General features: G+C 34.9%; 28 protein-coding genes. 16 read left to right on the forward strand and 12 right to left on the reverse strand.

Annotated elements, in window-relative coordinates; translation table 11 throughout:
- Positions 1 to 416 precede the first annotated feature (416 nt).
- From BST93_RS10260 to BST93_RS10280, 5 genes are all read left to right on the forward strand, one after another.
- Complete coding sequence (locus BST93_RS10260; RefSeq protein WP_258150522.1) at positions 417 to 854, forward strand: hypothetical protein; 438 nt, start codon at positions 417 to 419, stop codon at positions 852 to 854.
- 311 nt (positions 855 to 1,165) lie between these two features.
- Positions 1,166 to 1,915 carry an acetolactate decarboxylase gene (locus BST93_RS10265; protein WP_258150523.1) on the forward strand — a complete coding sequence of 250 codons (750 nt, stop codon included), beginning with the start codon at positions 1,166 to 1,168 and terminating at the stop codon, positions 1,913 to 1,915.
- A 9-nt stretch (positions 1,916 to 1,924) separates the two neighbouring features.
- Positions 1,925 to 2,290, forward strand: coding sequence for a hypothetical protein (locus BST93_RS10270; RefSeq protein WP_105019108.1), 366 nt, complete (start codon positions 1,925 to 1,927; stop codon positions 2,288 to 2,290).
- Positions 2,291 to 2,352: 62 nt separating this feature from the next.
- The gene (locus BST93_RS10275; RefSeq protein ID WP_105019109.1) at positions 2,353 to 2,883 is read left to right on the forward strand and encodes a hypothetical protein; all 531 of its coding nucleotides are present in this window, start codon (positions 2,353 to 2,355) and stop codon (positions 2,881 to 2,883) included.
- A 122-nt stretch (positions 2,884 to 3,005) separates the two neighbouring features.
- Positions 3,006 to 3,299, forward strand: coding sequence for a hypothetical protein (locus BST93_RS10280; protein ID WP_105019110.1), 294 nt, complete (start codon positions 3,006 to 3,008; stop codon positions 3,297 to 3,299).
- 25 nt (positions 3,300 to 3,324) lie between these two features.
- Here BST93_RS10280 and BST93_RS14540 read toward each other — a convergent pair whose 3' ends face one another.
- Complete coding sequence (locus tag BST93_RS14540) at positions 3,325 to 3,459, reverse strand: hypothetical protein (RefSeq protein ID WP_258150524.1); 135 nt, start codon at positions 3,457 to 3,459, stop codon at positions 3,325 to 3,327.
- 126 nt (positions 3,460 to 3,585) lie between these two features.
- Here BST93_RS14540 and BST93_RS10285 point away from each other — a divergent pair, with 126 nt between their 5' ends.
- The 5 genes from BST93_RS10285 (at position 3,586) to BST93_RS10305 (ending at position 7,383) form a co-directional block, all read left to right on the forward strand.
- Positions 3,586 to 4,017 (forward strand): hypothetical protein, encoded by a 432-nt coding sequence (locus tag BST93_RS10285; RefSeq protein ID WP_105019111.1) that lies wholly within the window; start codon positions 3,586 to 3,588, stop codon positions 4,015 to 4,017.
- Positions 4,018 to 4,167: 150 nt separating this feature from the next.
- On the forward strand, positions 4,168 to 4,842 hold the full coding sequence (locus BST93_RS10290; protein ID WP_146105016.1) for a hypothetical protein: 675 nt from the start codon (positions 4,168 to 4,170) through the stop codon (positions 4,840 to 4,842).
- Between the two features lie 198 nt (positions 4,843 to 5,040).
- Entirely contained in the window at positions 5,041 to 5,760 is a 720-nt protein-coding gene (locus BST93_RS10295; RefSeq protein ID WP_105019113.1) for a hypothetical protein, read from the forward strand.
- A gap of 191 nt (positions 5,761 to 5,951) precedes the next feature.
- The gene (locus BST93_RS10300) at positions 5,952 to 6,776 is read left to right on the forward strand and encodes a hypothetical protein (protein WP_105019114.1); all 825 of its coding nucleotides are present in this window, start codon (positions 5,952 to 5,954) and stop codon (positions 6,774 to 6,776) included.
- Between the two features lie 235 nt (positions 6,777 to 7,011).
- Entirely contained in the window at positions 7,012 to 7,383 is a 372-nt protein-coding gene (locus tag BST93_RS10305) for a hypothetical protein (RefSeq protein ID WP_105019115.1), read from the forward strand.
- Positions 7,384 to 7,939: 556 nt separating this feature from the next.
- On the opposite strand, the gene BST93_RS10310 is transcribed toward BST93_RS10305, so the two are convergent.
- The 5 genes from BST93_RS10310 to BST93_RS10330 form a co-directional block, all read right to left on the reverse strand.
- Complete coding sequence (locus tag BST93_RS10310; protein WP_105019116.1) at positions 7,940 to 8,770, reverse strand: putative outer membrane beta-barrel protein; 831 nt, start codon at positions 8,768 to 8,770, stop codon at positions 7,940 to 7,942.
- Positions 8,754 to 9,458 carry a hypothetical protein gene (locus BST93_RS10315; protein WP_105019117.1) on the reverse strand — a complete coding sequence of 235 codons (705 nt, stop codon included), beginning with the start codon at positions 9,456 to 9,458 and terminating at the stop codon, positions 8,754 to 8,756. Before BST93_RS10315 ends, BST93_RS10310 begins: the two co-directional genes overlap by 17 nt.
- Positions 9,459 to 9,569: 111 nt before the next feature.
- Entirely contained in the window at positions 9,570 to 10,826 is a 1,257-nt protein-coding gene (capB, locus tag BST93_RS10320; RefSeq protein ID WP_060522405.1) for a cysteate-C-fatty acyltransferase, read from the reverse strand.
- A 198-nt stretch (positions 10,827 to 11,024) separates the two neighbouring features.
- Entirely contained in the window at positions 11,025 to 12,065 is a 1,041-nt protein-coding gene (gene capA, locus BST93_RS10325; RefSeq protein ID WP_042279181.1) for a cysteate synthase, read from the reverse strand.
- Between the two features lie 61 nt (positions 12,066 to 12,126).
- Positions 12,127 to 14,172, reverse strand: a complete 2,046-nt coding sequence (locus BST93_RS10330; protein ID WP_105019118.1) for a S9 family peptidase — start codon at positions 14,170 to 14,172, stop codon at positions 12,127 to 12,129.
- A gap of 138 nt (positions 14,173 to 14,310) precedes the next feature.
- Here BST93_RS10330 and BST93_RS10335 point away from each other — a divergent pair, with 138 nt between their 5' ends.
- Positions 14,311 to 14,634 (forward strand): YbaB/EbfC family nucleoid-associated protein, encoded by a 324-nt coding sequence (locus tag BST93_RS10335; protein WP_105019119.1) that lies wholly within the window; start codon positions 14,311 to 14,313, stop codon positions 14,632 to 14,634.
- A gap of 3 nt (positions 14,635 to 14,637) precedes the next feature.
- Here BST93_RS10335 and BST93_RS10340 read toward each other — a convergent pair whose 3' ends face one another.
- On the reverse strand, positions 14,638 to 14,928 hold the full coding sequence (locus BST93_RS10340; RefSeq protein WP_042279188.1) for a hypothetical protein: 291 nt from the start codon (positions 14,926 to 14,928) through the stop codon (positions 14,638 to 14,640).
- 107 nt (positions 14,929 to 15,035) lie between these two features.
- Positions 15,036 to 16,109, reverse strand: a complete 1,074-nt coding sequence (aroB, locus tag BST93_RS10345) for a 3-dehydroquinate synthase (RefSeq protein ID WP_105019120.1) — start codon at positions 16,107 to 16,109, stop codon at positions 15,036 to 15,038.
- Between the two features lie 208 nt (positions 16,110 to 16,317).
- On the opposite strand from aroB, the gene BST93_RS10350 reads away from it, so the two are divergent.
- Positions 16,318 to 17,487 carry a proline dehydrogenase family protein gene (locus BST93_RS10350; protein ID WP_105019121.1) on the forward strand — a complete coding sequence of 390 codons (1,170 nt, stop codon included), beginning with the start codon at positions 16,318 to 16,320 and terminating at the stop codon, positions 17,485 to 17,487.
- Positions 17,488 to 17,526: 39 nt separating this feature from the next.
- Here BST93_RS10350 and BST93_RS10355 read toward each other — a convergent pair whose 3' ends face one another.
- Positions 17,527 to 18,759, reverse strand: a complete 1,233-nt coding sequence (locus BST93_RS10355; RefSeq protein WP_105019122.1) for an FAD-dependent oxidoreductase — start codon at positions 18,757 to 18,759, stop codon at positions 17,527 to 17,529.
- 86 nt (positions 18,760 to 18,845) lie between these two features.
- Between BST93_RS10355 and BST93_RS10360 the strand changes: the two genes are divergently transcribed.
- The 4 genes from BST93_RS10360 (at position 18,846) to BST93_RS10370 (ending at position 20,651) form a co-directional block, all read left to right on the forward strand.
- Positions 18,846 to 19,772, forward strand: coding sequence for a mechanosensitive ion channel family protein (locus BST93_RS10360; RefSeq protein ID WP_060522399.1), 927 nt, complete (start codon positions 18,846 to 18,848; stop codon positions 19,770 to 19,772).
- Positions 19,765 to 20,037 carry a DUF3817 domain-containing protein gene (locus tag BST93_RS10365; protein WP_042279193.1) on the forward strand — a complete coding sequence of 91 codons (273 nt, stop codon included), beginning with the start codon at positions 19,765 to 19,767 and terminating at the stop codon, positions 20,035 to 20,037. The genes BST93_RS10360 and BST93_RS10365 overlap by 8 nt, the downstream gene beginning before the upstream one ends.
- Positions 20,038 to 20,118: 81 nt before the next feature.
- Positions 20,119 to 20,385 carry a hypothetical protein gene (locus BST93_RS14050; RefSeq protein ID WP_146105017.1) on the forward strand — a complete coding sequence of 89 codons (267 nt, stop codon included), beginning with the start codon at positions 20,119 to 20,121 and terminating at the stop codon, positions 20,383 to 20,385.
- Entirely contained in the window at positions 20,340 to 20,651 is a 312-nt protein-coding gene (locus BST93_RS10370; RefSeq protein WP_105019123.1) for a PAS domain-containing protein, read from the forward strand. Before BST93_RS14050 ends, BST93_RS10370 begins: the two co-directional genes overlap by 46 nt.
- 51 nt (positions 20,652 to 20,702) lie before the next feature.
- On the opposite strand, the gene mltG is transcribed toward BST93_RS10370, so the two are convergent.
- Genes mltG through dapF form a run of 3 tightly spaced genes read right to left on the reverse strand, consistent with a single transcriptional unit; the run spans position 20,703 to position 23,033 of the window.
- Positions 20,703 to 21,743 carry an endolytic transglycosylase MltG gene (gene mltG / locus BST93_RS10375; protein WP_105019124.1) on the reverse strand — a complete coding sequence of 347 codons (1,041 nt, stop codon included), beginning with the start codon at positions 21,741 to 21,743 and terminating at the stop codon, positions 20,703 to 20,705.
- Positions 21,736 to 22,251: a GNAT family N-acetyltransferase gene (locus BST93_RS10380; protein WP_105019125.1), complete on the reverse strand. Its 516-nt coding sequence runs from the start codon at positions 22,249 to 22,251 to the stop codon at positions 21,736 to 21,738. The genes mltG and BST93_RS10380 overlap by 8 nt, the downstream gene beginning before the upstream one ends.
- Complete coding sequence (gene dapF / locus BST93_RS10385) at positions 22,251 to 23,033, reverse strand: diaminopimelate epimerase (RefSeq protein ID WP_105019126.1); 783 nt, start codon at positions 23,031 to 23,033, stop codon at positions 22,251 to 22,253. Before dapF ends, BST93_RS10380 begins: the two co-directional genes overlap by 1 nt.
- Positions 23,034 to 23,039: the final 6 nt, after the last annotated feature.

Consider the following 23,039-nt stretch of genomic DNA (forward strand, 5'->3'; position numbering starts at 1 on the left):
ACCTAAGAGCATTTTTTTCAATTAACTTCTAGCATAAAACAAATGATAGAGCAATCCTGAATTTACAACCAAGTAGACTAATTTTTGGAGTTCTCATTCGTGCTATTTTTTCTACGGTTTGGGTATATTTGAGAATACTTAATACTAACCAAATCAACGACTACCATACATTATTAAAGGCGAAGCATTCTGCGCTTATTAGCCGTAAACTGTATTTGGTAGCAAAAATTAAAATGAAAAAAGTACTGTACATATTATTAACTCTCTTTTCTACTGTCTCATATGGACAAATCAACGAAACCGACAGTAAAAAGGCCGATTCACTAATTGATAATTTTCAAAATCATATCGATTCGACCAAACAATTGACTAATTCTGCTAAAGTTTTCTACATCAGCGACAAGTTGTTTAAAGGTATGATATTGACCTTACAAAATGGGGCCCAAATTGAACTAGACTTAAGATACAAGGACAATTTTCGCGGGTATACAGAATTAGGTGCTGACTTTGAAAATTATGTACTTATCAAGCATCGTGGAGACGGATCAGGAAACCCTGAAAAACTCCGAGTAATCAACAAAATAACAGGTGAAGACCATTGGCTCGGAAACTATCCATTCTACCTTGACAAGGAAAATGAAATCGTAGTTTACAAAGCATATACGGAATCATCATCACAAATTGTAGTTCACGATTTCTTGTCAGAAAGAACAGAAACATATCCGACTCCAGATACCAAATGTGAATGTTGTGGATGTTTTGAGATTATCCAATTTGACTACGAGAGTTTCACGATAAAATTTGTTGACCCAGAAGACAATCAGACAGAACTGAAAATGACAAGAAAAAAATAACGTTTTTCATCGAAGAAATGAGGTGAAAAACCAACTCTTTTTAGCCCTTTTTTAGTGAACTAATTTTTGAAGCTCCTATCATCAGGCAATCCTAAATTCACTATTGCCAAAATCTTCTTTGTCAGTTAATTCCTTCCGTAAATAAAACTATTTCGTCGTTAAGCAAGTACCTAAAATGATAGGTACAAACTTACTCTATAAGGATTACGCTTTCGCGAAAGCGTAAAAACCAATAACCCTTAGTATTGAGTAGTCCTTGCAGGCAGAAAAACGGTTTGATTAGATTGCTGTATCTTAGTTTTACTAAAAGTATGACCATCACAAATCCTATGAAATTACCATATACTGCAATTGCTGTGCTAGCCAGCCTACTTTTAGGTTGTCATTCAGCCGAGAAGAAAAAAACCACTGAAGAAGAAAAAACCTATGCCGACGTTGAAGTGGTGAGCGCCATGAGAAATGTCATGTGGAAAGGTGAACTGGGCAGTAACATACAGTTAGATAGTATTTCCAATAAAAAAGGACTTTACGGGATTGGTCCCGTGAGTTACCTACAAGGTGAATTACTCATCAACGATGGTAGTAGCTATGTGTCTACCGTGGTGACAGATTCCGCCATGAAAGTGACAAAAACTTATAAAGTCGGTGCGCCCTTTTTTGTTTATACCCATGTAAAAGAATGGCAACAAGTGGACGTTCCTGCTAGTGTAAAGAACATTAAACAATTAGAAACATTCATCAGTAATCAAGTTAAGGACATGAAAAAACCACTTGCCTTTAAGCTCGCTGGTCATGTTGCTAGCGCTCACATTCATATTCAAAACCTACCTGATGGTGCTGTAGTTTCATCACCGCAGGAAGCACATCAAGGTCAAGTAAACTATAAATTACATGATGAGGCTGTTGAGATTGTAGGTTTCTACTCTACCGAGCACAAAGGAATTTTTACACATCACGATTCCTTTGTACACATGCATTTAATAACGCAGGATGAGCTTCAAATGGGACATCTTGACGAGGTAGAAATTAAGGACATGAAATTATTTTTACCTAATAAATAGCCTATTAAAATGTCTTCCGTTTTTGTTTTAAGAGATCATCCGGAATTAAAATTTATTCTTGATGCAAACCAGGTAAAAATCTTAGATGTTTCAGATCCGACAAGTTCTGGCTCTTACTTATACTCTGAAATTAGAAGTATAACACTTAATGAAAAAGAAACAAACTGGATGTTTTCTATTTTTAGTATGCTTATAGAATTTTGGACAGGATTAGGTAATGGCAAAATATATGAAACCGATGCAAATCTGACTCTAATAACGGACGATCAAAAAATAAAAATAGGATTGCAAGGCGCTGACCTAAAACAAGTGAATAAAACAATTGAATTTATAAATGAAAAAACTCATCTAGACAGTAAACTAATAACAAAATAACCTAGATTTAGGTGGTAAACGTAATGTTGTTTCATATCGGTGATATTCAAAAAAATTATTAAATGAGAATCTTAATATTAGTTATTGCATTTGCGGCCACAATTAGCTGCAAGCAAAAGGAAGAAATCACCTATACTGTTAAATGCTACACTGAAACTAAAAGCGATTCAAATTTGTCCAGTGATATTCTTATAAAAACCTGTGAGTTTAAGAACCATCTTTTTCGTGCTACCGGAATAGCAGATTATAAAGGAAGATATTCATACGATTACGAGATTCTAAGAATAAGACAAGCAGATACCACAGTTGTAAAAAACACTGAGTTTTTCAATCAAAATACCAAAAAGTTAGAACAATTGATAAATGAAAAACTTAAAACCAAGTATGAATTGGACTCCAAAATTCCTGAAATCGAGGAATGTATGAATTGGATTGATTTTAGATATTATAAATTGGACGAATTTGGAATTATGTTTCCTAATAAAAATCAAATAGAATTTAATATAGATTACAATATAGGTAGCGCCTGTTTTAATGTAAAAAATTCATCTGTAATCTTTGATATTTCGGATATAGGCATTTATTTACAGTAACGAAAGGTCTATTGTTCATACCATTGAATATGAATCTGCACTTTTATATCACATTAGCCGATTGTTTTTTAAACTTCCTTACTATTTAAACCTGCACATTAACCTATTCAAATATTAGTAAAATGGCATTAGGACTTGGACACTTAATAGATTTAAATAGAAAATTAAAAAACAACAAACAGTTACTTTCTTCAAAAAAGTCCAAAGCCAGATTAAAAAATCGAATTGGTGGTCGTGGTAAGGATACAGGTAAGTACAAACAACAATCACCCAATATCTCTGATGCCGAATTAAATTTAATCAAATCTGATATTAAGAATAAAATGATAAAGGAAAATAGAAGAATCAGGTTCATTACTATTCTTTGTTTTATACTTTGTATCAGTGTAATATTACTTATCATATCCATTCTGTAAAATTGTTTGCTGCAATTTCATACTTCTATGTAAATGACATAAAAATGTATTCTTGGATACTTATTGAAATTAGAGATTTAGGTTGATATTCCGCTTTCGCGAAAGCGTACTGCATACATACAATTAAGAAGAACTGAGGTAAAATACAATTCTTTTTCACACCGTTTGGGTATATTTGAGAAAACAAAACACTAACCAAACCAACGACTACCGCACTATATAGAAGGCGAAGTATTCTGAGTAAACTCGCTATAACCTGTGCGTGTTGTAAAAACAATTGAGAAAAATGCGAGCTAAAATTATAATAATTACATTTTTAATAGGAATTTTTAGCGTTATGAACGCTCAAGAAAATGTGGATAGAAATGAAATGGTTGGATTTGCTTGTTACTTTGCTGGTCAACCTTCAAAAACGGTAGAAAAGTATACTCAAAAACTATATAACCAAAATTACAAGTGGATTTCTAAACGACTGAAATCTAAAAATAACGCGGAAAAATATATGTCGGTTATAATACTTGAAAGACTAACCGAGGTCAAAAAATACAAACTAAATGAAACTGAATTGAATTTGATTTCTGAAATAAAAAATTCTGATGAATTAGTTTCTGTTTGTTCTGGTTGTACATATTTTGAAAAAGTATCCCTAAAAGAACTTTTGGCTGATGATAAAAAGCTTTTTGCAAAGAATTGGCTCGACAGGAATATTAAGATGTAAGAAAAAACGTTTTACCACAATATATAATCGCTATTACAGAAGATTCTGACTGCGTCCGAATCCACTAGGAATTGCTAACAACTGTGCTAAACCGGAAATCATTAACTTTAAATCCGTAACTGACGGTTACACTAGACCATTGTGCATCATATGACCATAAGAACGATTTATTACTTAGTATTTATAGGGATTGTACTTTCTAGCTGTGCTACAAAGATGTATTATTCAAAAAGTAATGCCTTAGCATCGAAAATAATACTCACAGACTCGAAATTTAGAATTATTGAAACTAATGGCAATGAGGTCGTGAAGCACAAAGGTATTTACCAATTAAATGACAGCACACTTACATTAATTTTTGATAAGGAATCATCGCTTCCAATAGTCACATCTACGAAAAATATCACGATTAAATCCCAATCAGAAATCCCAGATCGTCAAAAAATGACTATTATCTCAGCAATTGACGATAACCCAGCTTGGCTTGCTGAAATTGTTTTGAGAGATGCTTCTAAAAAAATTATCAGAAAAATGAAGCCAAATTTTGATGGTGAGGTAATTCTCGAAAATTTAGATAAAATTAGCGAAGTGGAGATATCTAGTCAAATAGATGCGCGAACAATGATATTTGATTTTCAAAAATATAAAAACCAGAACATTGAAATTAAGTTAGAACCCATAATATGGGGTGGCGAAACAGTAAGTGCTCCCTATTGTGGAATAGTTTACGCTACGCAACCAGTCATTGTTGCGAAAATAGAACGATACAAGGATACTCTGATCAAGATTTTCATCGATGAAAAAGTTTATTTAGCTGAAAGATAATATGATTTAGAACACGACCTATTTGCAATAGCTTGGGCATTGCTCATCCGAAAATGCCTGTTATGTATATTCTAATTAAGTATCTTTGAAAAAACAAAATACTAACCAAACAAACAGCTACCGTACACTTTAGAATACCACGCTTTCTGCGTGAACTCGCCATAACTTGTGCGTGTTACCTGCAAGCTGAGAACAGACATGCAAAAAATTTTAATCATATTATTATTTCTATCATCAGCCGTAGTGCAATCACAAGACATTTTTCCAAAAATTGTAGAGACAATTTCTAATCATAAACGAATAACTGAAATAGACAGTCTTCTCGACAAACCAAATTCGCACTCAACGGAAATCTACTCGTATCGAAAATTTAAAAGAGAAATTGGTCTAAATTTTTATCAAAATAGATTTTATCTTACAAATAACTTAGTAATCAATATACTTAGTGAAAATGAAATCGTTAAGTTTGGTTGGGTTTCAGAGGTAAAAAGAGAAAAAAATATCCGCACCGAACAACTATATCACTCAGACGAAGAAATCCTGAAATTTATTGAAGCACATAACAAAATGTACGACTCAAATTTCACACTACTAGACCTCGAAAAACAAATGATAAAGGAGTACAAAGTTGCCATTGATTGTGGAATAAAAGAGCAAAACAAATCAAAGGAAACGAAGAAAATGCTTAAGTACGTAAAACGAAAAAACGTAAACAAATTGAACGAGTTTCTTACATCATTTGCACCAGAACTGAGAACCTTAGGAATAATTGGGCTATTAAAACTTGGAAACCTAAGTAAAGAGCAAGAATCTATTGTAGAAAATTTGTATGAAATGGATGCTATTGTAAGTTATTGCATCGGCCATTTTGGTTCACATGATGATTATCAGACAGTCGTGAAATTTCATAGCGAATAAGCAAGCAGGTAACAAGAGCTATACGCAATTGCTCGGTTTTTGCTCATCCGAAAATTTCTACTATGTTTTTTTCTAATTAAGTATATTTGAGAAAACTAAATACTAACCAAACCAACAGCTACCGTAAGCTTTAGAAGGCATAGCATTCTGCGTGCGCACTACGTATAAATGTTCCATAACCAACATAAAAAATGAAAAAAAAACTGTTATTGATTTTATTATTAGTTTACTCAAGTTCAATTATACATGCTCAAAATGAAGAGAAGAGCTTGCAAATTAAGAAAACTATTCAAGCCTCGTATAGCACAAAAAGAACTGCTGAGATGCCTCGAGATTCTGCCTTTACAAATGATTTTCTTGAAAGATATGACATCTATGGTGACGACGAAAAAATAATCGAGTATGGTCAATATGACGGAAAAGGAACTATTTATGAAATATCAAAAATTCAAAAAAATGAAAATGGTAAACCTGTAAAAGGTCTAACCTTTGATTCAAAAGGTAACTTAAAAAAATATTATACAACGATGATAGATTCAACGGGAAATGTCACAGAATTTAACAGCTATAATTCTAAGGACGAATTAGTATACATTCAATTAAACGAATATGACGCGGACGGAAATGTAACTAAAAGAATAAGCAAAAATCCTAATTCTGACAAAGTATATAAAACTGAATTAATTTATAATTCAGATAATGAAGTTATAAAACAAATAAATTATAATTCCGATGGAACTGTAAAAGACACTAGAACTTATAAATACGACCATAATGGAAATGAAATAGAATCCGAATTAGAAAGAGCAAATGGCGACTATACTAAATTTGTGTCTGAGTATGACAACATGAATAATTTATTAGTTCAAAACTGGTACGATAGAGAAGGAATTAAAAAACATCAAACTTCTTTTATTTATGTTTATGACAATCAAGGAAACTGGATTACTAAAAAACGATTTTCCAATGGAGAATTAAGTTATGTTTGGGAAAGAAAAATTGAATATAAAATGTAACCTTTTATAACAGCTCATCTTAGGATTTTTTATTCATTGAATTTTTGAAATTCGGATCATAACGTATTCCTAATTTTACTAAATAGAGCTTGTATTCTCAGTCCTCTCTCCTACCGTATTATTTATGATTTGGGTATATTTGAGAAAACCAAACACTAACCAAAACAATGACTACCCTACACTATAGAACTGAGTGAACTGGCCATAAGCTGATTGTGTTGCCGTAAATTTAGAAATGAAATTCTGGAATACTGAAAATAGAATTGAACCTAAAAAGGAATTTTACTCAAAAATTAAAGAGTATTATGTTGGCATTTCAAACAGTCAAGTTCCGACTGATTTGCTTAATGAAATAATATTGATAGTAACGGATCAAATTTATAGCGATTACAAACGATTTTGGAAACAGTATCCTAAATCAAGGAAAAGGTACTCAACGTTGAAAATGGACGATATTCAACATCCATTCATACATTTTAAAGTTTCTAAATTCCTTAACGAAAAGGCAATTTCAAAATCAAGAGAATATTCAAAAATTTTGTTCAGTATGAATGATGAGGAATATGACAAACACTTAGATCATAAAGAATGGTATGAAACCAAATAAATATTAAATACCGACATTATCAAACATATCCGAAACCAAATACTAGAAATTTGTACAGTGGCTAAGAGAGGAAAGAGCTTATGCCTATCTGATTCAACTTTTGATAAAATGTCTGTGATAAGAATTCTATAATTTATTCACAGAATCTGAATTCAACTCATCAGAATATGAATAGATTGTCAATCAACTTTTAAAAAAAGCGGAAAAAACTAAGTGCCACAAAGAAGAAGGTAAAAAAGCAACTCATTCTAGAGCTTTTTTATTGGATGGAACTTGTGAAATTCCGTTCACAATATCATCCTGATTTCACTATTGAATATGCTTGTTATGGAAGTTCATTACACATCAACATAAAACCTAATTTTCGGCACCTTTTGTTGAGACTGACGGTTGTGGAATGATAACGAGGTTTTCAGATCGTTTTGGCTTGTTAAAACGCTCCCTTGATGCACTGTATAATAATTGAGTGTTTTTCTGATTACGCTTTCGCGAAAGCGTGATCAACACTTACCTATCGCATAACTGCTATAAATCTAATTTAAAACCTCTTATTCAATTAGGGCAAATTGGATCGTCTAGCATTTCTTCTATTAATTCGTTTCTGTTTTTTTAGTAAGAAATATTTACGACGTTTTTCACTAATAGATAAGTCATCATGGTCCCGACTTAATAAGTCTTTAAGTTCCTGATCCTCGGTTATAATTTGGCGGCTTTTTTGAGCATTGGATAAATTGTCAATATGATACCTCACTCCTAGCGATAAAGTGAAAAAGCTAGCAGTTTCAAAATTTTCAATGAGATTAGGTGAAGCTTTTATATCATAAAAACCTTGCTCAAAACTAGGTGAAAGTACCATAGAAAACGAGTCTGCAAAATGATACTCTAAAACAGAACGAATTTTGAGTAAGGAGCCTGAGTCTCTAAAAACTCCATTACCTTGTTCGGGAGATTGTCGATTTCTAAATTGAGTGTAACCATAACCTACATCTACTCCAACTCTAATCTTGTTGTGAAAAACAAACTCATAACCGGCAAAAAAATAGGCATTAAAACGATGCGACCTGTCATAAGTTCCTGTGTCTAAAGGATTATCATTTTTGAAGTAATCAAAGTTCAAGGCTCCGCCTAGATACACGTTTTTATACGGATAAAACTGTAATCCTGTTCCAAATCCCAGCCTACCTGTAAAATTGGACCCAACAAAGGAATCACCTGTAGGAATGGGCTGTTGTAAGTACCAGTCAAATGCAAATATTCTGCGACCTTCATCCTCGCTGGTGGAATCATTTAATACAGGATCATTATCTTGTTCCTGAGCTGTGGATTGATTAAAAATTCCTAGAACTAACAAACAAGTGATAAAAAAACTTCTAGTAATTGATAACATAGGTTTGGGTATTTGCATCAATTTGAATAGTGCTTGTTGTGGTACTGGTACCATTAAAAATGCTTACTTCCATTTGTGATGGAGCTAGTGTGGTTACAGGAGCTTGTTGTGGATTCTCAGAAGCTGGAACTCCAATAAATTGAGGATTACACTCAAAGCTCTCTATAGAACTGGGTAATTGAAAAGTTCCATTTTCATAAAGTAACGGACAGTCCATCGATTCTGCTATAATTTGTATGTCAAGATCGTTATTCACTCCTGTAGAACTTTGAAAAACTAAAATCACATCGAGTTCTTCCTTAATAGGAACTTCAGGAATAAGTAATTCTAAATTTGTAAATGATTTTTTATTAATGCGATAATCTTGTAAAGGTTGGTCATCTCTATATACGGTTAGATAAAAAAGAGAATTAGTTGCTGACAAGGCTGTCATTTGAATTTTTCCCTCATCGTCTGTAAAAGCTCTTCCTAAAATGAAATCACGGTCTGGCTCAGAAAACTTTGCGTTGTCCCTAGAAAACAACCTGTTTATGATACGATAATTGGACAGTACCACTTCTACATCGGTTGCTCTGGAACCATCAGGTTCCATAATAGTAGCTTCTAAATATAATCGCGTATCGTTTTCTAAACGAGGTGTACACGCTACTATCACCATTAAAAAACTACAAAGGAAAAGATTTTTCATACAGTCGGTTTTACTTGAGATGTAAAATAATCAAAAAGGTTGCGTGATAGGCGAGTAAAACAAAAAACCCGATGTTGTAACATCGGGTTTTTTATATATAAAATGTAAGAATTAAGCCATTGCTTTTGCAACGCTTGCGCTTAATCTTTTATAAACACCACCTTCTAAACGGTCACGAATAGCAGAGAATGCGTCTAATGTCTCATTGATATCATCCATAGTATGTGAAGCTGTAGGAATCAATCTTAATAGGATTAATCCTTTAGGAATAACTGGATAAACTACGATTGAACAGAAAATACCAAAGTTTTCTCTAAGATCTTTAACGAGAGCCATTGCTTCTGGTATACTTCCTTTAAGGTATACAGGTGTTACACAAGATTGTGTAGTTCCTATATCAAAACCTCTTTCTTTAAGACCACCTTGCAAAGCATTTACATTTTCCCAAAGCTTGTTTTTAAGTTCAGGCATAGAACGCAGCATGTCTAATCGCTTCAATGCTCCTTTAACTAATTGCATTTGCAGAGATTTTGCAAACATTTGCGATCTTAAATTGTATTTTAAGTAATCAATAATTTCTTGATCTGCGGCTATAAAAGCACCAGTACTAGCCATTGATTTTGCAAAGGTCGCAAAGTACACGTCGATCTGATCTTGTACTCCTTGTTCTTCACCAGCTCCAGCACCTGTGGCACCAAGAGTTCCAAATCCATGTGCATCATCTACAAAGAGTCGGAAATTGTACTTTTCTTTAAGTGCAACAATTTCCTTCAATTTACCTTGCTCACCACGCATTCCAAAAACACCTTCTGAAATTACGAGTATACCACCGCCAGTTTGTTCAGCGATTTTGGTAGCTCGTTGTAAATTCTTCTCAATAGATTCAATGTCATTGTGCTTATAAGTAAAACGTTTACCGTGGTGCAATCTCACACCATCGATAATACAAGCATGAGCATCTACATCATAAACGATTACGTCATCTTTAGAAACAAGCGCATCAACTGTAGAAACCATACCTTGATACCCGAAGTTCAATAAATATGCAGCTTCTTTATTAACAAATTCTGCTAGCTCGTTTTGAAGTTGTTCGTGTAAATCAGTATGACCACTCATCATACGAGCACCCATAGGATAGGCACTACCATATTCTGCGGCAGCTTCTGCATCTACTTTTCTTACATCAGGATGATTGGCAAGACCCAGGTAGTCGTTTACACTCCATGTAATAACTTCTCTACCATTAAACTGCATGCGATTTGCAATAGGTCCTTCTAATTTAGGAAACACAAAGTAACCTTCGGCTACACTTGCCCATTTTCCTAGTGGTCCTTTATCCTTGTAAATTTTCTCAAATAAATCCTTCATAAAACCGATTTCTAATCGGCAAATATACGATATACTGCAAAACTTAACGGATATTGCGCACGTACAGCGACGTTAAATTATCAATAATTGTTGATAACAGTCGGATATCCAGTAACTTTTAAGAATAAAAATGTAGGTATCAAAAAATCATATTTGATACTCTAAGAAAATACAAGTAATTTAAGGTAAGGTAGCTACTTATTTAACGTACTCAATGTGTTGCTGAGTAGCTGTTGATACCGAATCAAAGAACCCTTGCTCTTCCATCCACTTATCGTTGTATATTTTACTCATATAACGAGATCCATGATCTGGAAAAATAACTACAACAACTGCATCCTTATCAAAAACTCCTTGAGCAGCTAATTGCTTTGTAGCTTGCATGGCTGCACCACTAGTATAACCTACAAATAATCCTTCATGCTGCGATATAAAACGAGCCATGTGAGCAGCGTCTTCATCTTTTACTTTGGTAAAGCTGTCTATAGCTTCAAAATCTGTTGCTGTAGGAATTAAGTTTTTACCGAGTCCTTCTATTCGGTATGGGTAAATCTCGTTTTTATCAAACTCTTGAGTCTCGTGGTACTTTTTAAGAACACTACCATACGCATCAACTCCCAAAATTTGAACATCTGGATTTTGTTCTTTTAAAAATCGAGCTGTTCCTGATATAGTTCCTCCTGTACCACTACAAGCTACAAGGTGTGTGATTTTACCTGCTGTTTGTTTCCAAATTTCAGGACCTGTGCTGTTGTAGTGAGCGTCTATATTAAGTTCATTGAAGTATTGATTAATGTAGATGCTGTCTTTAATTTCCTCGTGTAAACGCTTTGCTACTTGATAATAACTGCGTTCATCATCGGCACTTACATGTGCTGGACATACATAAACTTTGGCACCCATAGATTTAAGCATGTCAATCTTATCGGCACTTGATTTTGAACTTACAGCCAGAATACAGTCATACCCTTTTATACGACTTACCATAGCAATACTGAAACCCGTGTTACCACTAGTAGTTTCTATAATTGTATCGCCTGGTTTTAAGATTCCTTTTCGCTCTGCTTCTTCTATGATATGTAAAGCAATTCTATCTTTTGAAGAGTGTCCTGGATTGAAAGCCTCTACTTTTGCATAAAAATTACCTGAATATGGGGCTACTTTTTCTGAAAGCTTAATAAGTGGTGTTTCTCCTATGAGTTGCAACACATTATCGTAGGCTTGTATATCTTGGTTCATATATAGGGTTTACTGTGTGTCCATTTTTTGGCACAAACGTGGCAAAGTTACACAAAAATTATCAGTCTGTAATTCCTTCTAAATCAAGAAGAAAAGCATACTCAAGCGCTACTTCTTTGAGTGCATCATACCTGCCAGATGCACCGCTGTGACCACTTTTCATGTCGGTTTTGAACAAGAGAAGTTTGTCGTTTGTTTTGCTTTCGCGTAAGCGGGCTACCCATTTTGCTGGTTCCCAGTATTGAACTTGTGAGTCGTGATAACCCGTTGTAACAAGAATATTAGGATAATCCTGCTCCTTTATTTGATCGTAAGGACTGTAACTGAGCATGTATTCATAACTGTCTTTATGGTTGGGATTACCCCATTCGTCATATTCACCTGTTGTTAATGGAATAGTGTCATCAAGCATGGTACTAACGACATCAACAAATGGTACAGCACTTAATATACCGTTGTATAGTTGTGGTGCCATGTTTATAACCGCTCCCATAAGTAGTCCACCAGCACTACCACCGCTAGCATACAATTGTTTATTAGAAGTATAGCCTTCTTTAATGAGATGTTCACTACATGCAATAAAATCTGTAAACGTGTTGCGCTTTTTAAACATTTTACCGTCTTCATACCAAGTTCTTCCCAAATACTCACCACCGCGTATGTGGGCGATAGCGTAAATAAAGCCTCTATTAAGTAAGCTGAGTCTAGCTATTGAAAAGTAAGGATCTATAGTTGCTCCATAACTACCATAACCATATAGAAGTAAAGGATTACCGGTTTCCTTTTTCATACTAGTCTTGTAAACCAAGCTTATTGGTACTTTGGTGCCGTCTGGTGCAGTAGCCCAAACTCGCTGTGACGTATAATTACTAGGATCAAAATCTGCGTCCTCTACAGGTTGTGTTTTAAGTACCTTTTTCTCTCTGGTTTCCATATCAAACTCTATAACGCTTGCTGGAGTTGTTAATGAGTTGTAGACATAGCGTAATTTTGTTGTATCAAACTGTAGATTGGCACCGGTGTATGCCGTATACGTTTCATTATCGAAAGGCAGAAAGTAATCGGACGTGCCATCCCATGCCTTAATCCTAATCCTATTAAGTCCATTAAATCGATCTGAAACTACAAGAAACTTTTCAAATAGATTAAAATCCTCTAGAAGAACATCGTTGTCATGTGCTATTAAGTCTTCCCAATTTTCCTTTTCGGTAAGGTGCAAGGGCGTTTGCATTATTTTAAAATTGGTAGCTCCATCTTTATTAGTCATGATGAAAAAATGATCCTTGTAATGCGCTACACTGTATTCTAACTCCTTTTCTCTTTCTTGAAATAATTGAAAATCAGCGTCTGGTTGATTAGATTTTATAAAACGGACCTCATCAGACAAGGTAGAAGAGGATTTAATCATTATAAACTCCTGCGACAGTGTTTTATACACAAAGCAGTTGTAAATCTCATCTTCTTCTTCAAAAACCAATTCACCATCATTATCAGGGTTGGTCAATTTATATTTAAAAATGCGATTTGCTCTTAGAGTTTCTGGATCTTTTCTTGTAAAAAAGAGAGTATTGTTGTCTGCTGCCCAAGTGGAACCACCAGTGGTTAGAGGAACAGCTACATCCAGTAACTCACCTGTTTCAAGGTTTTTTACCATAAGAGTATATTCTCTTCTACCCTTTGTATCAATTCCAAAAGCGGCCAATTTATTATCAGGCGAGATATTCATCCCGGTAAACTTGTAAAAGTCGTGACCTTGAGCCATTTCATTTACATTAAATAGCAGCTCTTCTTTTTGAGTGGCGTCATTACGCCTGTAATAATATGGGTAGCTCTCACCTACTTCCATTTTGGTATAATACCAATATCCGTTAAATAGATAAGGAACCGATTCATCATCTTCTTTAAGTCTACCTTTTATTTCTTGAAAAAGAGATTCTTTAAGATCATCGGTATGAGCTGTCATGGCATCGTAATAATCATTCTCTTGTTCCAGATACGAAAGAACCTCTGGTGCGTCTCTTTCTCTCATCCAGTTGTAGTGGTCGATTCTTTGATGTCCGTGTTTTTCGTGAACGTGCGGTATTTTTTTTGCCACAGGTAACTTCATGTATGCTCTTTTTTTAACCGGCGCAAGATACGCAGATATTACCAAGCAATTGTCATCGTTAACTCACTATTCAATAAGCATTTCAAATCATGACTGTAAGGTTATAAATGTCTATTTTTGCAAATAAAATTTAGATCTATGTTTGGAGATATGATGGGAATGATGGGAAAAATCAAAGAAGCCCAAGAAAAAGTAGAAGCTACTAAACAACGTATGGACACTGTATTAATAGATGAGAAGTCCAGCGACAATCTATTAAATGTTACGGTTACAGCTAGTAGAAAAATTAAAAACATCTCTATCAATCCAGAATTGCTAGAGGACCAAGAACAGTTAGAAGACTATTTAATTTTAACTCTTAATAAGGCATTAAGCAAAGCTGAAGGTATTTATGACCAAGAAGTAGCTGCAGCTGCAAAAGATGGAATGCCTAACATTCCAGGTATGGATATGTTTAAGTAACGATCAAACCTTTTTTCCTTGCGCATCCATTTCAGGTAGAGCATCTGGGTCATCCATACTTTTTTCATCGTAATCGTCAAGGTCAAAAGCATCCATTTGAGCACTGAGGCGTTTGGAGATTTTAACCAAGTATTTTGTATCCTCAGTTAATACTTCAACCGCTTCAATGGTTTCATTTTTATGGTTTTTGAAGGTTATGATGTCTTCATCGCCGTAACCAGCAGGATACTTTTCTACGAGTAACGCAACCATTTCTGGAGTGAGCTTTTTGTAGTCTACAATAACATTTTTCATAAGACTAGAATTTTGAGGTGTTCTAAAATTAGAAAAAACTAATTACACCTCAACTTCTTCTAGACATTTTTAACTTAAAAAAGAGCTTTTCAGAAAGTGAATAACGTTTAAACTGTAGCCAATTCATGGAAAGCTAAAACAATATCCTCATTTTCCACCTTTTGATCAGTGACAAAATCGCCTATGCTAGACAAAAGAACAAATCGTATTTCTCCATTGACATTCTTTTTATCATGAGCCATCAATTGAATCATATCTTGTATATCACGGTCAGTAAATGAAAAAGTAAAGCCAAGTCCTTTGTACCAGTTTTTAATAGAATCGTATTCTAATGGAGATAAACCGGTATATCTCGTACTTAAGAAGGACTCTACAAGTATTCCTGCAGCCACAGCCTCGCCGTGCAAAACATCAGGTTGATCTGGTTGAGTTAGGCAAAAAGATTCGATAGCATGACCTGCTGTATGCCCATAGTTAAGAGCTTTACGAGCCCCTTTTTCAGTAGGGTCGTTAACTACAACGTCGTTTTTAATTACGGCGCTTTGAAAAATTAAATGATCAAATATGTCATTATAATAGTTTTTACCGGCATTAATCATGTCGTTCCAATATGCCTTATCAGCTATTAAACCGTGTTTAAACATTTCGATGCTTCCATTGACTAATTGCTGCTCATCTAGAGTACGTAAAAATCTTGTGTCAATTAAAGTCATTATAGGTGAAACAATAACTCCTATTTGATTTTTAAGTGGTCCTAAGTCTACACCGTTTTTACCGCCTATTGCTGCATCGACCATACCTAATAAACTGGTAGGAACGTGTATAAAATCTACACCTCTTTTAATGGTGCTAGCTACAAATCCACCTAGGTCTGTAATTACGCCACCACCTAGATTGATTACAAGACTGTTACGGTCTATTCCTAATTCGACCATCGCACTCCACACACCACTACAAGTTTCAATTGACTTATGTTCTTCTCCAGGATCAATTGCGATTACTTCAATTCTACTTTCAGTTTTCAATTCTGGCATAAAAACTGGATAACAATGATCCATTGTGTTTTCATCGACCATAATGAAAATAGAGCTAGGTTGCTTAGTTTGTAGGTACTCATTAAGCTTAGTGTAGCTTTCTTCTTGAAAATAGATGTTGAATAGATGATTTTCAATTGATTCCATATGTAGAGTCAAATATTTTTACTTTGATTAAATCTGTGCTTCCCTCGCCTATTTATAGGCTACGGTCGCGAAAGCTTACCGCTAAAAAATCGTTCAAAACCGGTAATTTTCTTAACATTGCCAAAAGTAAGTCCGACTGTGTGAAAAAGTCGATTTTTACGACAAAATTATCAGTTTCCTAAATCGTTTTCGCAATTATATTTGCATTATGGCAGACAATCCTTTTAATAATACAGAACGTGCATTTGCATTAAAGAGTAATACAGATTTAAAAAAATCTCATTTCATCTTTAAAATGATGGATAAACCATGGTTAGTAAACTTTGGTTCCAAAGCTACTGTACTAGCTCTTAATCTAAACCTACCCATTAAAGGGCTTATTAAGAGCACCATTTTTGAACAATTCTGTGGTGGTACTACCGAAGATGAATGTATGCCACTTGTAGAAAAAATGTACAGTAAAGGTGTGAGCTCCATACTGGATTATAGCGTTGAAGGTAAAGAAGAGGAAGCAGAATTTGATAAGGTTGTGGACAAAAAAATCCAACTTATTAAAAAAGCTTCTACCAGTGAAGCGCTTTCCTTTGAAGTAGTGAAACCTACCGGTATTGGCCGCTTTCATATCTGGCAGAAGGTTACGGAAAAACAACCTCTTACTAGTCAAGAACAAGCAGAATGGGAACGCATACAGCAGCGTGTGGATTTAATTTCAAAAACCGCTGCTCAGTACGATGTGGCATTGCTCTACGACGGTGAGGAAAGTTGGATGCAAGACGCGGCCGATGATTTGATACGTGATATGATGTTGCGTTATAATAAAGACAAAGCCATAATTTATAATACGGTACAATGCTATCGTCATGATAGGTTAGAGTATATTAAAAACCTACATGAAGATGCGACCCAAAATAATTTTATTGTAGGAGCCAAAATAGTTCGTGGTGCTTATATGGAGAAAGAAAGAGAACGTGCTGCCGAAATGGGTTATCAATCTCCTATTTGTATCAATAAAAAAGCAACCGATGCGATGTTCAATGACGTTATGCAGTTTATTCTTGATCGACTAGACCGCATCAAATTATGTATAGGAACTCATAATGAACACAGTACACTGCTAGCCATGGATATTCTTAAAGAAAAAGGAATTCCTGCTAATCATAACGACGTTTGGTTCGGTCAACTTTATGGAATGAGCGATAATCTAACCTATAATCTTGCGCATAAAGGTCACAACACCTTTAAAATTTTACCCTTTGGCCCAATCAAAGACGTGATGCCTTATTTGATTCGAAGAGCTCAAGAAAACACTTCTGTCGCAGGACAAATGGGTCGTGAATTGCTATTAATTAAAGAAGAAATGAAACGAAGAGGAATATAAAATTCCTCTTCATATAAATACACAAGGAATAATAGGAATTTAACCAACTACTACCCTATTTTCAGCTTTATCGATCACAGCTTGTGCTGCAGCGGCACCGTTAAGCATGGCCGCATTTAAAGAGGAATTACTCAAATGATCACCTGCAAGAAATACATGCTGCGTAAGTTGCGTTTCAGTACTTGGTAACGCATAATTAAGGTTATTAAGCACTGGTAACGCCTTCTTAATCTTGAAATATTTGATCATGTCACCTAGCTCTATTCCAGTTTCCTGCTTCAATTCTTGAGCAAGCAAACTAGATAGCTCTTCTTCGGTTTGTGTGTAATCCTTAACCACCGTAATACTTATTACTTTTTGATGATTTGGGAATACATCATGTAAAAAATGGAAATTATTAGCATATCCATTACCAGTGAGCAATCCAATGATAGGCTGTTTGAATCCTTCATGGTCGGTCTTAAAATAAAATACTGTAGTTTGTTTCCAGTCTTGTTGTTGGTTACGTAAGTTAGGTACCACATCACTTGCTGGAGTAGCAACTATAGTATAATCGCTTTGAACTTGACTACCATCCTTAAACGTTAATTGATTCCCGACTACCTCGAGTAATTCTTTATTGTAATTAATATCAATGTCATTTGAGAGTTGTTCAGGAATAGCCTTAATTCCCCTTGCAGGAATAGTTGCGTTTCCTGTTGCAAACATTTTGAAAACAAACTCAAACATGCGGCTGCTCGTTTCCAATTTATCCTCAAGAAATATTCCCGCATAAAAAGGCCTGAAAAAATTTTCAATAATTTTATCTGAAAAACCGTAATCTTTCAAGTATTGTTCGGTCGTTATCTCAGGTGTAGAAAATATGTCCGATAGTGATTTTTGTTTAAGCTTTCGCGAAAGCGTAAAAACCTTCCATTTATCTCCTAGGGTACCTATACCAGCAAATATCGTAGGTAATAAAAATTTAAGGTCTCTAGAGGCATCACCTAATTTGTAGGTACGGCCGTCTTTAAAGATTACAGCTCCAGGAGCAAATTTGATTAAGTCTAAAGATGATGTGTCTAAATAATCTTTTACTGCTGGATATTCATCTAACATTACCTGAAAACCCAAATCCATTATTACGTTGTTCTCAACAATAGTGTGTACACGTCCACCTGGATGAGTGTTTTTTTCAAAAATGATAGGTTCGTATCCTTGATTTTTAAGAGTTTGAGCAGCTACAAGTCCACTTACTCCAGCACCAATAATGACTATCTTTTTATTCTCCATGCCACAAAAATAACGTCGATCACTTAATAAAAGCTTATTTAGATAAAGCTTAACAAATTAATAAGCAGCTCTATGTAATTTTAAGTATGTTGAATTTCCAAGAACTAAATGAAGTACCCGTAGACGAAAAAATCTGGGATACTACCGTACAGATGTACGACAATTTCATCGCCTTTTTACCTAGATTGGGTTTAGGTCTCGCTATTATCATACTGGGTACATTAATCGCCACGTTAATCGGGCGATTAACAACAAGTAGTGTAAAATTGCGCACTAAAGATCCCTTGATGAGCAGGTTCTTGGGACGTGCGATACGTTTTACTATTATCATCGTTTTTATTATGGTTGCTCTACGCGCTGCTGGATTGGGAGATATAAGCGCCGGTATACTGGCTACTGCTGGTGCAAGTGCCGTGGTACTAGGATTTGCTTTTAAGGATATAGGACAAAACTTTATTGCAGGAGTAATTTTAAGTTTTAATCGTCCTTTCAATGTTAATGATACCGTGGAGATAGGTGATAATTTTGGAAGAGTAAAAGCATTGATGTTTAGATACACAAAATTAAAATCATTTGATGGTAAGGATGTTTATATCCCAAATTCAGATGTGATAACTCAACCGGTTACCAATTATACTGAAGACGGATTCTATAGATGGGATTTTGTAGTAGGAATTGATTATGACGAGGATATAGAACTGGCTAAATCGACCATTATGCGAGCTCTAGAAAAGGATGAAAAAGTAATAAGTGATGAGAACCATGTGAATTATGTTATAGAAGATGAGCTTGCAACGAGTACCGTTAATTTAAAAGTTTTCTTTTGGGTAGATACATTAGATTTTGGTTGGAAAGCAAATAGCACGCGCGGTCGAGTGATAGGACGAGTAAAACGCGCGTTAATGGAAGAAGGCTATTATTTACCGGCAGATATTCAAGAAATTAAACTGTATGGAAAGGATTCTGAATTACCTTTGTCACTCACTGATAAAAGACTGAAAAAAGATGCTTAAATTCTTTAAATATCTTGCTATTGTTGAAGGCTATTCCTTCCTTCTTATTTTATTTGTTACTATGCCATTGAAATACCTGGCTGACTTTGGTTTCCCCAACAAAATTGCTGGTATGGCACATGGTTTTTTATTCTTGGCTTATGTAGTAGTTGCCATTTTAGTTGGAGCACAACTTAAATGGAAATTTAAAACTACTTTAATAGCCTTGGTTATGTCAGTTGTTCCTTTTGGAACATTTTGGTTTGAGGAAAAATACCTGGCTTAAACAGAGTTTTAATATCGATAATTTTATAAAAATTGAAATAATCGATAATGTTGTTGAACTAGTCATCAAAAAACAGCAACAATGAGCAACAGCCTAACAGATTTAATGTGCCTTGACATTTACTTATCCAGTTTAAATGACAAAGAATACCAATCCATTCAAAAAGAATTAGAAACAGCCGTACCTAAAATGATGCCACTCCTGTCTTGGGATATCTTCATGGATGGTAATTACCGTTACACTTCTGCTCTTAAAAGAAAACAGGATCTCTTCTCCATAAAAAATTTAGCCATGGATTATCAATGGATTATGAAGCGATTATCGTCACTGATAAAGATCAAAAGATAATTTGGGTAAATGATGGATTTTCCGAAATGACTGGATATTCTACTCAATTTGCAATAAACAAAACACCACGATTCCTACAAGGAAACCAAACTAAAGAAGCTACTAAAAACCGTATACGTTTTAATATTAAACAACATAAACCATTTAGTGAGGTAATTGTAAATCATAGAAAAGATGGTACCACTTACAAATGTAAAGTGAACATCATTCCTTTATACCATAACCAGACAACACACTATATCGCTTTTGAAAAACAAATTGCTTAAATAAACAGGCGATGTAGTTCCTTGATTAAGTAGTTAACCTATATTTTCTTATTATTTATTATTCCTTTTAATCCACCTGCGATAGGCAGCTGCATTAATATTGTGTTGTGTGAGTGTTTTGGCAAATTTGTGATAACCAAAATTTTGAACGTCGGCAACGAAGTAAAAGTAATCGTGATTTTCTGGTTGTAGAACAGCATTAATAGCGTCAATATCCGGTGTTACGATAGGACCAGGTGGCAATCCAGCATTTTTATAGGTGTTGTATTCACTATCTATTTCTAAATGCTTGTATAGAACCTGTTTAATGACTTGATTGAAATCACCGTCCTTTTTCTTTTTGGCGTAGATTACGGTAGGATCTGCATCTAGTTTTATATTCTTTTTTAGACGATTCAAATACACACCAGCTACTCTTGCACGCTCATCCTTCATTGCTGTTTCCTTATGAACAATACTTGCTAAAATATAGGCTTGTGATGGAGAAAGGCGCTGCTTGCTAGCAAGACTTCTTCTATTCTCGTTCCAGTATTGCTGGTGATAGCTGTATAATTTATCTCTTAAAGAAGTTGCGGTGGTATTCCAATAACTATCATACGTGTTAGGTAAAAATAAGGTCAAGGCCTCTTCTCTACTTACTCCTGCCTTATTAAGAAAAGTAGAATCTGTAAACGCTTTTAATAAACTTAAACTATCTGGTTCTACTTGAGCCGCAAGCCTTCCTGCTAGATCCTCAATTCGTTCCTGATTATTAAATCTAACTTTTACTGGAGTATTACCACTGCGCAGCGTATTGATGATATCGTTGTTAGAACTTCCTTTTTTAATTAGAAACCGACCTGCCTTTACATTTTCATGATATTTTTTGCGAACAGCCGTTTGATGCAACGCGTCTCGATCTTCTACAGCATCGGCAATAATTAGGAATGCCTTGTTATAATCTGCATCACTTGGTATGAATACCTCATAGGTTTCAGATTCAAAATTGGTATTGGGTGATAAGAAAGTGGTATAAACTTTATAGGCAAATCCTGCCATAAACAACAGTCCTACAAGGACTACTCCTAAAATAATTTTGCGGTATTTATTCATTAATCAATTGATAAATCAGTTCGTCTTTATAACCATCTGGAGTAGCGATCCAGTCTTTTTTTATTCCGCTTTCGCGAAAGCGTAATCTCTCAAACAACATTCTACTAGCTACATTATCCGTAGATATACTGGCATGTAGCTGGTGTAATCTAAGGTGTTTAAAAGCATATTCAATCATGAGTTGTAAACCAGCACGCGCGAGACCTTTTTTACGATGAGGTGTATCGATAACAATTCCAATTCCGGCACGATTATGAAATGGATCAAAATCATAGAGGTCTACCAAACCAGCAATTTGATCGCTATGGGTACAAATGGCTAGTCGCAGCTGCTTAACTTCATAAATATCTCGGTGAGCATTTTCTAAATACTCTCGTATCGTAAATCTAGAGTAAGGAGCTAGTAAATTCCCTACTTCCCATAATTCAGAATCATTCTCTAGCTGATAGATGTATTCCATATCAGCCAGATCAACAGCGCGCAGGTAACAAGTTTCATTCCTCAACATCATATATTAATGTTTCCTTTAAACACTTGCTGGGCTGGACCCGAAAGCCAAATATCAGTATAACCATTATCCTTGTTTACAAAACGCACAGATAACTCGCCACCTGGAGTTACTAGTGAAACGTTTGTATTTGTCGTATGACTCGTAGCATGCATGGCTAGAGCAACCGCAGTTACTCCTGTACCACAGCTATAGGTTTCATCCTCTACACCGCGTTCATAAGTACGCACTTTATAAGTACCGTGAGAGATAGGTTGAACAAAATTAATATTGGCACCATCATCACCATAAACTTCATGTCGCAGCTTTCTTCCTGCCTCAACAACGGGATAATTATCAAGGTCTGCCACTAATTGCACATGGTGTGGCGATCCTGTATTAGTAAAGCAATATTCTTTATTATCGTCTACCTTATTGACATCAATCATTTGAAGGCTTATGGTTCCGTCGTCATTAACGACCGCATCGTGCTTACCGTCAATAGCGTTAAAGGTGGTTTGTTTTTCAAAGATTCCTAAAAAATGAGCAAAACTTACTATACAACGACCACCATTACCACACATGGTACTTTCATTACCATCTGAATTGAAGTAAACCATGTTAAAATCTAAATGAGCATGATTCTCTAATAAGATAAAACCGTCACCACCAATTCCAAATCTTCTGTCACAGATACGTGCAATTGTTTTGGCATCTTTTTTGGTAAAAGATAAATCGCGATTATCTACTATGACAAAGTCGTTTCCAGTGCCTTGATACTTATAAAAGGTGAGTGAATCCATGATGCA

Origin of the sequence: Nonlabens tegetincola (assembly GCF_002954355.1) — a bacterium.
GTDB classification, from domain to species: domain Bacteria; phylum Bacteroidota; class Bacteroidia; order Flavobacteriales; family Flavobacteriaceae; genus Nonlabens; species Nonlabens tegetincola.

Coding starts and splice junctions, on each gene's coding strand:
- BST93_RS10260 (WP_258150522.1), top strand. CDS start 417: ATGATATTGACCTTACAAAATGGGGCCCAAATTGAACTAGACTTAAGA.
- BST93_RS10265 (WP_258150523.1), top strand. CDS start 1,166: ATGACCATCACAAATCCTATGAAATTACCATATACTGCAATTGCTGTG.
- BST93_RS10270 (WP_105019108.1), top strand. CDS start 1,925: ATGTCTTCCGTTTTTGTTTTAAGAGATCATCCGGAATTAAAATTTATT.
- BST93_RS10275 (WP_105019109.1), top strand. CDS start 2,353: ATGAGAATCTTAATATTAGTTATTGCATTTGCGGCCACAATTAGCTGC.
- BST93_RS10280 (WP_105019110.1), top strand. CDS start 3,006: ATGGCATTAGGACTTGGACACTTAATAGATTTAAATAGAAAATTAAAA.
- BST93_RS10285 (WP_105019111.1), top strand. CDS start 3,586: ATGCGAGCTAAAATTATAATAATTACATTTTTAATAGGAATTTTTAGC.
- BST93_RS10290 (WP_146105016.1), top strand. CDS start 4,168: ATGACCATAAGAACGATTTATTACTTAGTATTTATAGGGATTGTACTT.
- BST93_RS10295 (WP_105019113.1), top strand. CDS start 5,041: ATGCAAAAAATTTTAATCATATTATTATTTCTATCATCAGCCGTAGTG.
- BST93_RS10300 (WP_105019114.1), top strand. CDS start 5,952: ATGAAAAAAAAACTGTTATTGATTTTATTATTAGTTTACTCAAGTTCA.
- BST93_RS10305 (WP_105019115.1), top strand. CDS start 7,012: ATGAAATTCTGGAATACTGAAAATAGAATTGAACCTAAAAAGGAATTT.
- BST93_RS10310 (WP_105019116.1), bottom strand. CDS start 8,770: ATGTTATCAATTACTAGAAGTTTTTTTATCACTTGTTTGTTAGTTCTA.
- BST93_RS10315 (WP_105019117.1), bottom strand. CDS start 9,458: ATGAAAAATCTTTTCCTTTGTAGTTTTTTAATGGTGATAGTAGCGTGT.
- capB (WP_060522405.1), bottom strand. CDS start 10,826: ATGAAGGATTTATTTGAGAAAATTTACAAGGATAAAGGACCACTAGGA.
- capA (WP_042279181.1), bottom strand. CDS start 12,065: ATGAACCAAGATATACAAGCCTACGATAATGTGTTGCAACTCATAGGA.
- BST93_RS10330 (WP_105019118.1), bottom strand. CDS start 14,172: ATGAAGTTACCTGTGGCAAAAAAAATACCGCACGTTCACGAAAAACAC.
- BST93_RS10335 (WP_105019119.1), top strand. CDS start 14,311: ATGTTTGGAGATATGATGGGAATGATGGGAAAAATCAAAGAAGCCCAA.
- BST93_RS10340 (WP_042279188.1), bottom strand. CDS start 14,928: ATGAAAAATGTTATTGTAGACTACAAAAAGCTCACTCCAGAAATGGTT.
- aroB (WP_105019120.1), bottom strand. CDS start 16,109: ATGGAATCAATTGAAAATCATCTATTCAACATCTATTTTCAAGAAGAA.
- BST93_RS10350 (WP_105019121.1), top strand. CDS start 16,318: ATGGCAGACAATCCTTTTAATAATACAGAACGTGCATTTGCATTAAAG.
- BST93_RS10355 (WP_105019122.1), bottom strand. CDS start 18,759: ATGGAGAATAAAAAGATAGTCATTATTGGTGCTGGAGTAAGTGGACTT.
- BST93_RS10360 (WP_060522399.1), top strand. CDS start 18,846: ATGTTGAATTTCCAAGAACTAAATGAAGTACCCGTAGACGAAAAAATC.
- BST93_RS10365 (WP_042279193.1), top strand. CDS start 19,765: ATGCTTAAATTCTTTAAATATCTTGCTATTGTTGAAGGCTATTCCTTC.
- BST93_RS14050 (WP_146105017.1), top strand. CDS start 20,119: ATGAGCAACAGCCTAACAGATTTAATGTGCCTTGACATTTACTTATCC.
- BST93_RS10370 (WP_105019123.1), top strand. CDS start 20,340: ATGGATTATGAAGCGATTATCGTCACTGATAAAGATCAAAAGATAATT.
- mltG (WP_105019124.1), bottom strand. CDS start 21,743: ATGAATAAATACCGCAAAATTATTTTAGGAGTAGTCCTTGTAGGACTG.
- BST93_RS10380 (WP_105019125.1), bottom strand. CDS start 22,251: ATGTTGAGGAATGAAACTTGTTACCTGCGCGCTGTTGATCTGGCTGAT.
- dapF (WP_105019126.1), bottom strand. CDS start 23,033: ATGGATTCACTCACCTTTTATAAGTATCAAGGCACTGGAAACGACTTT.